The sequence below is a fragment of the Metamycoplasma canadense genome, from assembly GCF_000828855.1.
GTDB classification, from domain to species: Bacteria; Bacillota_I; Bacilli_A; order Mycoplasmatales; family Metamycoplasmataceae; genus Metamycoplasma; species Metamycoplasma canadense.
In genome coordinates, this window is record NZ_AP014631.1 from 49,320 (window position 1) to 62,916 (window position 13,597).

General features: G+C 24.1%; 12 protein-coding genes. 11 read left to right on the plus strand and 1 reads right to left on the minus strand.

What is annotated here, in order from left to right; genetic code table 4:
* Positions 1–3: 3 nt before the first annotated feature.
* The 9 genes from MCAN360_RS00220 to MCAN360_RS00260 all read left to right on the plus strand — a co-directional run bounded on the left by MCAN360_RS00220 (position 4) and on the right by MCAN360_RS00260 (position 9,385).
* On the plus strand, positions 4–2,181 hold the full coding sequence (locus tag MCAN360_RS00220) for a phenylalanine--tRNA ligase subunit beta (protein WP_045433178.1): 2,178 nt from the start codon (positions 4–6) through the stop codon (positions 2,179–2,181).
* A 102-nt stretch (positions 2,182–2,283) separates the two neighbouring features.
* Positions 2,284–3,267 carry a recombinase RecA gene (gene recA, locus MCAN360_RS00225; protein WP_045434344.1) on the plus strand — a complete coding sequence of 328 codons (984 nt, stop codon included), beginning with the start codon at positions 2,284–2,286 and terminating at the stop codon, positions 3,265–3,267.
* A 193-nt stretch (positions 3,268–3,460) separates the two neighbouring features.
* Positions 3,461–4,267: a TIGR00282 family metallophosphoesterase gene (locus MCAN360_RS00230; protein ID WP_045433181.1), complete on the plus strand. Its 807-nt coding sequence runs from the start codon at positions 3,461–3,463 to the stop codon at positions 4,265–4,267.
* Positions 4,267–4,710, plus strand: coding sequence for a transcription antitermination protein NusB (locus tag MCAN360_RS00235; RefSeq protein WP_045433184.1), 444 nt, complete (start codon positions 4,267–4,269; stop codon positions 4,708–4,710). The genes MCAN360_RS00230 and MCAN360_RS00235 overlap by 1 nt, the downstream gene beginning before the upstream one ends.
* A 2-nt stretch (positions 4,711–4,712) precedes the next feature.
* Positions 4,713–5,465: a TlyA family RNA methyltransferase gene (locus MCAN360_RS00240; protein WP_045433186.1), complete on the plus strand. Its 753-nt coding sequence runs from the start codon at positions 4,713–4,715 to the stop codon at positions 5,463–5,465.
* Positions 5,455–6,630: an aminotransferase class V-fold PLP-dependent enzyme gene (locus MCAN360_RS00245; RefSeq protein ID WP_045433189.1), complete on the plus strand. Its 1,176-nt coding sequence runs from the start codon at positions 5,455–5,457 to the stop codon at positions 6,628–6,630. The genes MCAN360_RS00240 and MCAN360_RS00245 overlap by 11 nt, the downstream gene beginning before the upstream one ends.
* Entirely contained in the window at positions 6,617–7,042 is a 426-nt protein-coding gene (locus MCAN360_RS00250) for an iron-sulfur cluster assembly scaffold protein (protein WP_231852593.1), read from the plus strand. The genes MCAN360_RS00245 and MCAN360_RS00250 overlap by 14 nt, the downstream gene beginning before the upstream one ends.
* Positions 7,035–8,282, plus strand: a complete 1,248-nt coding sequence (locus tag MCAN360_RS04955; RefSeq protein WP_045433195.1) for a Y-family DNA polymerase — start codon at positions 7,035–7,037, stop codon at positions 8,280–8,282. Before MCAN360_RS00250 ends, MCAN360_RS04955 begins: the two co-directional genes overlap by 8 nt.
* Positions 8,282–9,385, plus strand: coding sequence for a nicotinate-nucleotide adenylyltransferase (locus MCAN360_RS00260; RefSeq protein ID WP_045433196.1), 1,104 nt, complete (start codon positions 8,282–8,284; stop codon positions 9,383–9,385). The genes MCAN360_RS04955 and MCAN360_RS00260 overlap by 1 nt, the downstream gene beginning before the upstream one ends.
* A 58-nt stretch (positions 9,386–9,443) precedes the next feature.
* Here the strand turns inward: MCAN360_RS00260 and MCAN360_RS04960 are convergent, their stop codons facing one another.
* The gene (locus MCAN360_RS04960) at positions 9,444–9,824 is read right to left on the minus strand and encodes a hypothetical protein (RefSeq protein ID WP_148310073.1); all 381 of its coding nucleotides are present in this window, start codon (positions 9,822–9,824) and stop codon (positions 9,444–9,446) included.
* 214 nt (positions 9,825–10,038) lie between these two features.
* Between MCAN360_RS04960 and dnaK the strand changes: the two genes are divergently transcribed.
* Positions 10,039–11,835, plus strand: a complete 1,797-nt coding sequence (gene dnaK, locus MCAN360_RS00270; protein WP_045433200.1) for a molecular chaperone DnaK — start codon at positions 10,039–10,041, stop codon at positions 11,833–11,835.
* 144 nt (positions 11,836–11,979) lie between these two features.
* On the plus strand, positions 11,980–13,524 hold the full coding sequence (locus tag MCAN360_RS04965) for an ABC transporter permease (RefSeq protein ID WP_245391249.1): 1,545 nt from the start codon (positions 11,980–11,982) through the stop codon (positions 13,522–13,524).
* The last annotated feature ends 73 nt before the right edge of the window (positions 13,525–13,597 follow it).

Sequence of the window (13,597 nt, forward strand, 5' to 3'; positions counted from 1 at the left end):
GACATGATTTTTTCATACAAAACTTTATGTAGAATAGCTAATTTAAAAACCGTTACGCCAGAAGATGTTGTTGAAGCTATTAATTCAATAGGATTTGAAGTTGAAAATTACTGAAAATTTGCAGATGTTGAAGGGATTAAATTATGCCATGTTTTAAAAACATATAAAAATCCACAAGCTGATCGTTTAACTGTCTGCGAAGTAGAATATCATGATGGACATAAGGCTATTATTCAAACCACAGCCACAAATATGAAAGACGGACAATATGTTATGTCATTCGTGCCAGGTTCTCGGAGCAAAGATATAATTTTTTCACCAAGAAAAATGCAAGGAATTGTTTCAGAAGGTATGTTTGTAGGTCTTAGTGAAATAGGATTTAACGAAGAAGTTATTCCAAAAGAATTTGATGATCAAATTTTTCAATTAGATAAAATAGATTTAAGTATTGATCCTATCACTTATTTTGATTTAGATGATTGAATGATTGATGTTTCAATATTATCGAATAGAGCTGATGCCCAATGTTATTTGGTCATGGCTAAAGAACTTGCGGCTTTTTTCGATACTGAAATAAAATGACCTAAAAAAGCTACTCCTAATTTAATTTCATCTTTTGAAATAAAAAATCTAAAAAATACTAGTGCTTTTTCGCTAGTTGAGGCTTCAAACAATAAAATAGAAACATCTATCCAAGATAAAATGCTTCTTTGAAAACATAATATTAAAACCTTTTCTAATGCTGTTGATTTAACAAATTTAGTTTTAATATTTACTGGTGTTCCATGCCATGTTTATAATAAAGAAGATTTAAAATCAAACGAATTCAATGTTGGGTACTATTCAGGAAAAATTAATATTTTAGGAAATAAAGAAATTGAACTAAATAATGCACTTTGTGTATTTAATGGAAATAAACCTGTTTCACTAGCTGCAACAATTGGATTTGAAGATTATCAATTTAAAAAAGAAAGTTCAAAAGCAATATTTGAACTAGCATCATTTAATATTTTAGATGTTAGAAAAAATGCTAAACAAATTAAAATGAATACTGATGCTTCATTAAGGGCAAGTAAAGAAATTTCTAATGGTTCAATCATTTTAGCATATAATTTTTTATCTCAATATTTAACTGATTATTCAGCTCAAATTAACGCTCCTAAATTACATAAAAAATCAATCTTAATTGATACAAGCTATTTAAATAAATTTGCTGGCTTTAGTATAGTAAAAACTAAAAAATACAATGAAGTTATAAAAAAATTATCTATCCTTGATTTTAAATTTAAACCTGATTTTTCAACTGTTAGTTTTCCAAATTATCGTTATGATTTAAACACAATGCAGGACTTTGTTGAAGAAATATTTAGATTTTACGGATATAATAACTTCCCTTTAAAACAACATAAAATTTTAAGATTAAATTTTGAAAAAAATGATATTTATGAATATATTGACAAATTTACAAACAAAAATTATACAAATATAAGAACTTATACCCTTATAAAACCTGAAAATAATATTTTTAATCCTTTTGAAATTACCGAAATTTTAAATGCTAGCGAATCGAAGAATTACGATCATTCTCAAATTCGTTTATCTTTAATTCATAGTTTAAATGAAACTATGATTTATAACAAAAAACAAGGTTTCGAAAGAGGTTCATATTTTGATATTGGGATGATAGGTCGTGAAATGAATGTGTTAGGCTTAATTTCAAATATTAAGACTTTTGAAGAAATTAAACAAGATATTATTTCATTAACAAATAAAACTTTAGAGTTTAAGAAAACAGAAAAGCAGATTTTTAATCCTAAATCTTCAACTGAAATATATTTAAATGACGAATTAATTGGTTATATAGCAAAAATACATCCTAAATTTATTAATTCTGATGCATTCTTTGCTGAAATTAAACTAGAAAAAATAAAAACTAATAAAATTCAATTCGTAAATTATCGTCATGAACCAGTCAAAAATCGTGATATTACATTCGAATTAGATCAATTTGAATCTGTTGAAAATATTATTAATAAAATTAAAACAATAAAAGGCATACACTCATATAAAATTATTGATATTTATAATAAAGAAAATAACAAAAAAAATATTACATTTTCTTTCTTGATTGAAGACTGAGCAATTAAAAAATTAGAATCAATACTAGCAACATCTAAATAAGCTGTTGCTATTTTATTTTCTCTATTTTTTCTTTAAATAAAAAAATAACAAAATAAATAGTTAAAAATATTTACGGAGGACTTATAAGTGAGTGAAAATAATATCAAAAAAATAAATGAAATTGATCAAATTTTAAAAGAAATAGAAAAGGAATTTGGTAAAGAATCCATTATGATTTTAGGAGAAGGACCAAGCATTATTCCTGAAACTTTTAGTTCCGGATCTTTAAGTATCGATAACATTTTAGGAATTGGAGGTTGACCGAAAGGAAGGGTAATTGAGATATTTGGACCCGAAAGTAGTGGAAAAACAACATTAGCTCTTCATGCTATTGCTGAAATTCAAAAGCAAGGAGGCATCGCTGCTTTTATTGATGCCGAACATTCAATCGACCCTATTTATGCTAAAAATTTAGGAGTTGATATTAATAATTTAATTCTGTCACAGCCAAGCTCTGGTGAAGAAGCTTTAGAAATTGTTGATAGACTTGCTAAAACAGGATCAATTGATTTAATAGTAATCGATTCTGTTGCTGCATTGGTTCCTGAAGTTGAATTAAATGGAGAAATGAGAGATCAAACTATTGGAGCTCAAGCAAGATTAATGTCTAAAGCCTTAAGAAAAATAACTGGAACTTTATCAAAAAATAAAACTACTGTAATTTTTCTAAATCAAATTCGCGAAAAAATAGGTGTTTTATTTGGCAATCCAGAAACAACAACCGGAGGTAAGGCTCTTAAATTTTATTCATCAATAAGATTAGAAGTAAGGAAAAGCCAAAACATAACAAACAATGGCGATATTACTGGAAATCAAATTAAATGCAAGGTTGTTAAAAATAAACTAGCGCCACCTTATAAAAGTACACAAATTGAAATTGTGTTTTCTAAGGGTATTTCAAAATATAGTGAAATTATTCAATTAGCTGAACAATTTAAAATATTATTAAAAAAAGGTTCTTGATACAGTTATAATGGAGACAATATTGCACAAGGTATGATGAACTTATCATTGCTTTTACAAACTAACCAAGATTTATATAATGAAATTTATAATTTAGTAATCGACAGATTAAATAACGAATAAACATTTTTTTAAAATAAGACTTGCTATTACAAAAAATAATTAAAACAAGTCTTATATTTCTTTTAAAAAACATCTTAATTTCAAAAGAAAAAAACTATAATTAATTTTTTTTATAAAGATATCCTTTAATCTTGAAGATTAATAAAACTGCAGTTACGATTAAAAATTTTTAAATTATATATAATTTAATACTATGAAAAAAGAAAATTTAAATATTTTATTTCTTGGAGATATTTTTGGTTCACCGGGTGTTAAATTTGTTGAGCAAAAATTAAAATATTTGATTAAAGAAAATGATGTTGATTTTGTTATCGCTCAAGCTGAAAATGTTTCAGGGAGAAAGGGTTTTATTCCAAGTGATTATGAAATTTTAAAAAAAGCTGGAGTTAATGCTTTTACACTAGGAAATCATGTTTGAGCAAAAGACCAAATTTTAGAAATTATAAACAACGAAGATTTAATTAGACCTTTAAATATTGAAGATGGCTATCCAGGAGAAGGAATTAGAATTTTTAATATTCACGATTCAAAAATTGCCATTATGTCTTTTATGGGGATAACTTTTAATCCTTTACTTTCTCCTTGAAAACAAGAAATTGCAAATAATTTTTTTGATAAATTTGATGAAATTTATAAAAAAACTGAAGCTGATTATTTTATTATCGATTTCCATGCTGAAACAACATCCGAAAAATCTGTTTTTGGTTTATATGTTGATGGTATGGCAGATGCTCTAATCGGTACACATACTCATGTTCAAACTAATGATGCCAAAATACTACCAAACGGGAGTTACTATTTAACTGATGCCGGAATGTGTGGGCCAAGAGATTGTGCAATTGGTTCTAATTTTCAAGAAGTTTATGAAAAAATGCGTTTTGATGGAAGAAATCCATTTAAGGTTTCAAAAAATAAATGCCAGTTAAATGCAGTACTATTCACTTTAACAAAAAATAAAGATGATAAAAAAATTAAATTAATTAACATTTTGGAGGAATAATGGAAATTGATAATAAAGAAAAAAAACATATTAAAAATAAGAGCAATTTTTTAATAAATAAATATCATTTTCGAAGAAGAATAATTACTTTTATTTACCAAAATGAATTGTTTGAGCATGAAATAAATATAGAAGAAATTTTTGAGAATAACCTAAATGAAATTTCAACCAAGGAACTAAAAACATTAGAAATCATTAAATCAAAATATCAAACATTAACAAATATTGGTAAAAAATTTTTATTAGAAGAATGAAAATGAGAACGAATTAGTCCATTAGTTAGAGCAATTTTATTATATGGAATTTATGAACTTACATTCAATGAACCAAAAGTAGTTATAAATGAAATGATAAATATTACAAAACTTTTTTCTCCAGGTGAAGATTTTAAATTTGTAAATAAAATTTTAGATAGAATTTCAAAACAAATAATTAAAAATTAATTATGAAAAAAACCTTAAAAGAACTAATAAAACAAAAATACAACTTAGACGATAAAACTATCGATTCTCTTGCGATGCAAGGGAAAATTTTTGTAAATAATGAAAAAATTTTTTTATCTTCTTTTAAATTTAAAGAAGATTGCAAAATTGAAATAAATGATAAAAAAAATAAATACGTTTCTCGTGGTGCTTATAAGCTAAAAAAAGCTATTGAAGAATTTAATATTCAACCTGAAGACAAAATTTGTTTAGATATCGGATCTTCTACCGGGGGATTTGTACAAGTTTTATTAGAATATAAAGCAAAAAAAGTTTATGCCTTAGATTCTGGCACAAATCAACTAGATTTTTCTTTAAGACAAAATAAAAATGTTTTTGTTTATGAAAAAACTAATTTAAAAAATATTACTAGCGAAATGTTCAAAGAAAAGATAGACCTTATTACTTGTGATGTTTCTTTTATTAGCTTAAAAAATGTTTTTGAAATATGCAATAGATCATTTGAAAATGGCGTTAAAATAATGGCCCTTATAAAACCGCAATTTGAAGCTAGCAGTAAATTTGTTGAACCTGGTGGATATGTTAAAGAAGAACATCATGAATATATAAAAAATAAAATTATTAGGTTTGCAAATGATAATAATTTTTATTTGATTAAACAAATAATAAAAAGCCCAATATTAGGCGATAAATCAAAAAATATAGAATATTTATCGTTTTTTGAAAAAAAAGAAATGAGAAAAAATGAAAGATAACAAAAGAAAAAAAATTTTCCCAATGTTTAAAAACAATCTAGATATTATTTATTTAGATAACGCTGCATTAACTTTTAAGCCTAAATCAGTAATTAAAAAAGGTGTAGAATTTTATGAAAAATTTTCTATTTCAACAAGAACTGCTGATTCAAAAATTGGTATTAAAATTGCAAATGATTTAAGAAATGTAAGACAAAAAATAGCTAATTTTGTTCAAAGTAATGAAAATGAGGTTATTTTTACCCAAGGTACAACTGATGGATTAAATCAAATTGCTTCAATGTTATCAAGAATTACAAATAATGGTGAAATTATTTTTAGTTACTTTAACCATTCTTCTGCAATAGTTCCTTTTATTGAAAATTTTAAAAATAAAAATATTGTTTTTAAATATTGCGAAGATGAAAATAGTATTTTAAAATCAATAAATAAAAATACAAAAATTTTGATTATTCCCCAAACAACAAATAATTTTCAAATTAAGTTCGATCTAAAAAAAATATACAAGAAATGTAAAAAATATAATACCATTCTAATAAATGATGCTGCTCAAGCAATTGCGCATACGAAAGTAGACTTTAACTATTGCGATGTCTTAGTTTTTTCGAGCAACAAAATATACGGGCCAACTGGTTCTGGAGCATTAATTGTTAAAGAAGATATTTTAAGCAAACTATCTCCTATAAAATGAGGAGGAGGACAGGTTCAGGATATATATCAAACATGTAGCTGAAATATGAGAAATTCAATAAGCAAATGAGAGCCAGGTACTTTAAACTTTGCAGGAATTTTGCAAATGGGGGAAGCTTTAAATTTCTTAAACTCATTTAATATAAAAAAAATTCAGAAATATGAAACTGAAATTGCCAATTATGCTTATGATGAATTATTAAAAATAAAAAATATAACTATTGATTCAAAAAGGGGAGATACTATTATTTTATTTAATATTAATTCTGTTTCATCTCAAGATGTTGCTTCATATTTAGGAAATAGAAATATTTATGTTAGAGCAGGTGCTTTTTGTGCTTATAAATTTAAAGAAGTAAATAATTTATCAAATTCATATGTAAGAATTTCACTTGCTTTATATAACAATAAAAATGATATTGATGTCCTAGTTGAAACACTTAAAAATGGAGGTAATTTTATTGAAATCTTTTAATAATCAAGAAAAACAACAAATTATATTTAATGCATATTCTAATCCCAAATATAAATTAGATATTAAAAAAAATATTGGCATTTCAGAACATTCAACAGTTTGTGTTGATGAAATAGAATTATATTTAAAATTTGAAAATGATAGATTAATTGATGCTAAATATTATGCTACAGGCTGTGCAATTTTTATTTCCAGTATTGAAATAATGATTGAAGAAACATTAAACAAAACTAAAGACCAAATTAATTTAATTATTGAAAATTACTTTAAATTGATAAATCAAAAAGAAAATTTGGAAACTTGTGTTAATTTAGGAAAACTAGAAGTTTTTGAAAATATTAAAGTTCACTTAAATAGATTAGAATGTGCTTCAATAATATACCGTGCATATAAAAAAGGATTAAATGGCTAGAATTATATTTCATATTGATATGGATTGTTTTTTTGTTAGTTGTGAAAGAGCTAAAAATCAAGCATTAAAAAATAAACCAATAGTAATAGCTTCAAATTTAAAAAGAGCTATTATTTCTGCTATGTCATATGAAGTTAAAGAAAAAGGATTTAAAACTGGTGATCCTTTTTATAAAGTTAAAAATAAAATAAAAGATCTAATTATAATTGAACCACACTACCAGCTTTACTCATTAATGTCAACAAAAATATTCAAATATATTGAAAATTATTTTTCAAAAAACATTGAAATTTATTCAATAGATGAATGCTATATTGATGTGACTGAAGAAGCAAAAAAATATAATTCCCCTATTAATTTAGCTAAAGAAATTCAAAAAAACATTTTGGAAATTTTCAAAATACCTTGCTCAATTGGAATTTCATTTACAAAATTTTTAGCAAAAATGTCAACTAATAAAGCAAAACCTTTTGGAATTATTCAAACAAACAAAGAAGATATTAAAAAAAATTTTTATGATTTACCAATTAAAAAAATTTTTGGTATCGGAAAAGCTAGTGTTCCTAAACTTAAGGAAAATGGAATTAATACTTATGAAGATTTAGTAAAATGTGAAAATAACATTTTATTACAAAAAATATTCGGGAAAAATTATTTTTTATTCAAACAAGATTTAATCGGAGAAAACTTAAATAAGCAACACGTCTTACCTAAAGAAACTAAGAGTATAAGCAATTCTAAAACATTTATGATCAATGATTCTGATAATAAAATTTTTCTAATAAATGAATTAAAAGAAATAGTAAAAAATATATGCCAAAGAGCTAAAAATCTAAATTTAGAATCTAAAAAAATAGCTCTTGCAATTCGCCACAGAAATAAAATTTGAACACAAAAAAGTAAAACACTTTCAAAATGAACTAATAATTTTGATGATTTATGAAAAAATATTTTAATTCTATTTAATAAAATGTGAAATGAAGAATTAATAAGAGGTCTTGGAGCAAGTTTATCATCTTTAAGAACAATGTTTAATAATTATCACTCACTTAACTTATTTGAAAAAAATAATATAAATAAAGTAAGCAAAATAATAAATCAATTAAATTTCCATGAAGGTAAGAACTCATTAAAAACTTTGTTACAATATAGTAAAGAAATAGGATTAGATGAAGAAAATATTAAATTTTTAAGAAAAAATTCAAAATCAACAAATAAAAAAATAAATTTGGAGGAATAATGAAAATAGGTATTTATGGAGGAAGCTTTAATCCAATTCATAAAGGACATATTGAGTTAGCTGAATTTGCAATCAATAATCTTAATTTAGATAAATTATTTTTTGTACCAGCAAATAAAAATCCTTTTAAAAAATCCAATGACTATATTGAAAATAATCACCGTATTAATATGATAAATTTAGTTTTAAAAGATAAAATGTTTTTATCTGAATTTGAAACAAATAGAAAAGGAAATTCTTATACTATTGACACTGTAAATTATTTCAAAAAAAAATTCCCTAATGATGAAATATTTTTATTAATTGGTAGTGATAATATTCCTACTTTAAACAAATGAAAAAATATTGATGAGATAGCAAGTAAAGTTAAAATTTGCTCATTTAATAGAGGTAACAAATTTTCAAAAATAAATCTAAAAAAATTTAATGTAAAAATTTTAAAAAATCCTATCTTAAAACATTCATCAACGTTGTATAAAAAAGGTAATTTTAATTTGGTTGAAAAAGAAGTTCAAAACTATATAGGGGAAAATTTTTTATATTTTGAACAAATTGCTAAAAATATCATTTTTGATCCAAAAGATAAAGAAAGACAATTTAGATTCTTTCACCTTAAATGAACTGCTGAATTTGCGACTAAATTAGCTAAACAAAATAATTATAAAATTAAATTTGCTTACCAAGCCGGAATGGCACATGATATAACAAAACTTTGAACAAATGAAGAAAGTTACTTATTTTTAGAAAAATATGGATTCAATAAAGAAAATCTACCTGCTTATAAATTGCATCAAACCACTGCTTATTTTTGATTAAAAGATATTTATAAGTATCAAAACCAAGAAGTTTTAAATGCAATTAAAAAACACACCTCATTAGATTGAGATTTAAATATCCTAGATAAAATTTTATATGTTTCTGACAAAATAAGTCAAGGTCGTCATTGAGAAGGGATTGAAAAAGTAAGAAATTTAAGTTTTCAAAATTTAGATGAAGCGTTAGCATATATTGTAAATAGATCTGCAAACTTTGAAAGTAATGTAAGGGGCCATGTTTTTGATCAAGAGCAAATAAAAATATATGAAAAATGAGGAAAAAAATAAAGGCACCTTTCTAGATGTCTTTATTTTTATTAAAATTTTAAATTAAATATTAGCATTATTATTTATTCTGATATGTTTTTTTAGAAGTTAAACACATAATCGATGCTACAAAACTAAAAATAGAAATTATAATTCCTAAAATATAAAAAATATTCGCATTCCTTACAACTAATCCAATTTTTTTATTTTTTACAATACCTATAATAATAAACAATATTAATAAAACTCAATTTAATAAAAAAGCAACTAATAATAAAGTAATTACTCTATGATGTAAAAATTTCAGAAAAATTTCACCTAAATCAACATTAAGTTCGTAATAAAATTTACCAACAAAAACAATTAATGCAATAAAAATAAAAAACTTAGCTATTGATAAAAATAAATTCAAAAAATGGATTCACTTATATTTATTAATTTCCTTATTATCTATCATCATATTTTCACCGAATATTTAAATCTTATTTATTAATATTAATTATAACATTACTAAAAATATAATTTTAAATTCGACATTTTGTTAAAAATTATTTATTTATAAAAAATTGGCACTCTTTTTTGTTAAGTGCTAAAATTTTGGTATAATAGTTTTGTAAATTATTTAAAAAATGATTTAATAACGTTAATTTAATTTAATACAAGGAGTATTTAATATGACAAAAGAAATAATATTAGGAATAGACCTAGGAACAACAAACTCAGTTGTTTCAATTATAGAAAATGGTTCTCCTAAAGTTTTAGAAAATCCTAATGGAAAAAGAACGACGCCATCCGTTGTTGCATTTAAAAATAATGAAACAATTATTGGCGAAAGTGCAAAAAGACAACTTGAAACAAATCCGGATAGTATTTCATCTATAAAAAGACTAATGGGTAGTTCAAAAACAGTTAAAGCAAATCAAAAAGATTATAAACCAGAAGAAATTAGTGCATTAATTCTTTCATATATGAAAGATTATGCTCAAAAGAAAATAGGATCTCCTATTAAAAAAGCCGTTATAACAGTTCCTGCTTATTTTGACAACGCACAGAGAGAAGCAACTAAAAATGCTGGTACTATTGCAGGCTTAGAAGTAGTAAGAATTATTAATGAACCTACAGCTGCTGCATTAGCTTTTGGTTTAGATAAATCAAAAGATGAAAATCATAAAATTCTAGTATTTGATTTAGGTGGAGGTACATTTGATGTTTCTATTTTAGAAATGGAAAATGGTACTTTTGAAGTACTTTCAACTTCTGGGGACAACCATTTAGGTGGAGATGATTGAGATAATAAAATAGTTAAATGATTAATTAAAGAAATAAATTCAAAATATGGATTTAATGCTGAAAATGATAAAATGGCAATGGCAAGATTAAAAGAAGAAGCCGAAAGAGCTAAAATTTCTTTATCAGAATCATTAGTAGCAAATATTTCTTTACCATTTTTAGCTATGAATCAAAATGGACCTATTAATGTTGAGTTAGAATTAAAGAGATCAGAATTTGAGGCAATGAGCTCAGATTTATTAGAAAAAACTAAAAAACCATTACTTGACGCATTATCACAAGCAAAATTAAATTGAAGCGATATTACTGAAGTTTTATTAGTTGGTGGTTCAACAAGAATGCCAGCTGTTCAAAAATTAGTTTCAGAAATTACAGGTAAAAAACCAAATAATTCTATTAATCCAGACGAAGTTGTTAGTGTTGGTGCAGCTATTCAAGGAGCTATTTTAGCAGGGGATATTCAGGATGTTTTATTGCTTGATGTTACTCCATTAACACTTGGTATTGTTGTTGAAGGTGACATTGTTGCTCCTTTAATTCCAAGAAATACAACAATTCCAGTTACAAAAAGCCAAATTTTTTCAACAGCATCAGATAATCAAACATCAGTTTCAATTGTTGTAACTCAAGGTGAAAGACAAATGGCTCAAGACAATAAATTCCTAGGTAGATTTGATTTAAGTGGTATTGCTCCAGCACCAAGAGGTGTTCCACAAATTGAAGTTAGTTTCTCAATTGATGTTAATGGTATTACAAAAGTAACAGCAAAAGATAAGAAAACTAATCAAGAACAAAGTATAACAATCCAAAATACATCTTCTCTTTCAAAAGAAGATGTTGAAAAAATGGTTCAAGAAGCTGAATTAAATAGAGAAGCTGATAGTAAAAAACGTCGTGAAGTTGAATTAACAGTTAGAGCAGAACAAATGATTCACCAAATTGATAAAGCAGCAGAATCAGAAGAAGCTAAAAAATTAAATGAATCTCAAATTTCAGAAATTAAAAAAGAAAAAGATGAAATCCAAAAATTATTAAACGACAAAGATTTCGATGCATTAGAAAAGAAATTGAATGAATTTGAACAAAAATTAGCTCAAGCTATGCAATTTATGCAACAACAGCAAAATCAACAAGCTCCAGAAACTGAACCAAATCAAAACAAGGATACTGAAACAAATTAATTAATAATTTAAACTAGCAAAATTGCTAGTTTATTTATTTTTTTTAAAATAAAAAATGCATTAAAAATAAAATTATAATAATAAAAAAAATGTAATTTTTAATAAAAATGCTATAATTTTTTATTATTAAGAAAGGAATTTATAGTGAAAACAACAGCATTTAAATACTCGCAATTTGCTTTTAATATTCTTTTAAAGAAAAAAAGTTCAATTATTATGCCAATCTTAGTTTTGTGTTTTTCATTAATAATTGGATTTGTTTTTAAATTCGGTATTAGCAATAAATATTTAAGTTTAGCTTCTTATTTATATACATTTGCAGTTATTATTGCAACGATTTTATTTGCCTCAATTAAGGCATTAAATATTTTTAAAGATTTTGAGCAAGAAGGAATAGAATTAATAAGTTTAGCTAAACCAATTTCAAGGAATAAATTAGTTTTAGGTAAATTAATTTCATTAGTTTATTTTGGTTTATTATGATCAGGAGTCGTATTTATTTCTGCACTTATTTCTTTATATGGAGTCTATTTAGTAAAGGACTTGTTTATTTACGCTATTTTATTTTTAATAGTTTCTTTGGCTACTTATTTATTAATTGGATTAATAACTGCTTTAATAGGATATAAATTAAATCAAAAAATTGCAATTACTATACCTTTGGTATTTTTTATACCATTAGCATTAGGGGGGTCATTACTTTCTTCAAACGCAACTTCTAATATGAATAATGCAGCTTATTTTATAAATAAAAAATATCCATACCATTTTTCTGGCAATGAAGCTAACGTTGAACCTTATTTTATAAATAATCAAAAAGATGAACTTCTTATTATTCCTAATGGTTCAAAAAATAAAAGTTTTAGTAATCAACAAATAGCTTATTTGCAAGAAGTTATGAATATTGCAAATAAATCATCAAAAGAATGACAAATTTATTCATGACTTTCATTACCATATCAATTGCTTGATATTTTTAATAAAGAAAATAAAAATGTGTTTCAAAGTATTTCAAAAAGTAGTTTTTCAAATTTAGATAAATATGTTTATTACAATAATTTTGATAATATTTCGTTTAAATATAAGTTAGATAAAGATATTGATCAAAAAAAATATCCAGTTTTGAATTTTGAAAATAATACAATAGAAAAAAAATATATAGTTCCTGGTTTATTAAAATCAAATTCAGTAATTTCAAATACAATTGATACTGACATAATTTATGCAAGAGAAGATTCCTCAAATATCAATACTTCTTTCCCTGAAGATGATTCTCAATTTTCAGCTCAAAATAATTTGGTTGGAAAATTAAAGTGAGAATATGTTTATCAAGTTTTAAAAGACAAAAAATTTAATGAAATTTCTAAAAATTTTGTATCAGAATTTATTTCTGAAATTAAAAATAATAATAACTTAATTGATATTAATAAGAAATTATTAAAAAAAGTTTCTTTTTTTGTTAATGATATTGAAAGCCCAATAAATAAATATTCAAATGCTAATTTAATATTATTCAATGAGCATTCAATTCAAGAAAAGAAATTACAATCAGAAATTGAAAGAAAAATATATTTTGCAGTTGCAATTTTAAATTACATTTACTTTAATTATCAAGATACACCAGTTTTTGAGGCCTTAATTAAAAATCCTAAAAAACTAATGAATATGGTAATTATCAAATTATTTTAAATATTTCAAATTTCAAATATCAAATTGGTGGATTTAGCAGTTTTGAAAAGAAATTATTAATAAAAAAAGAAAA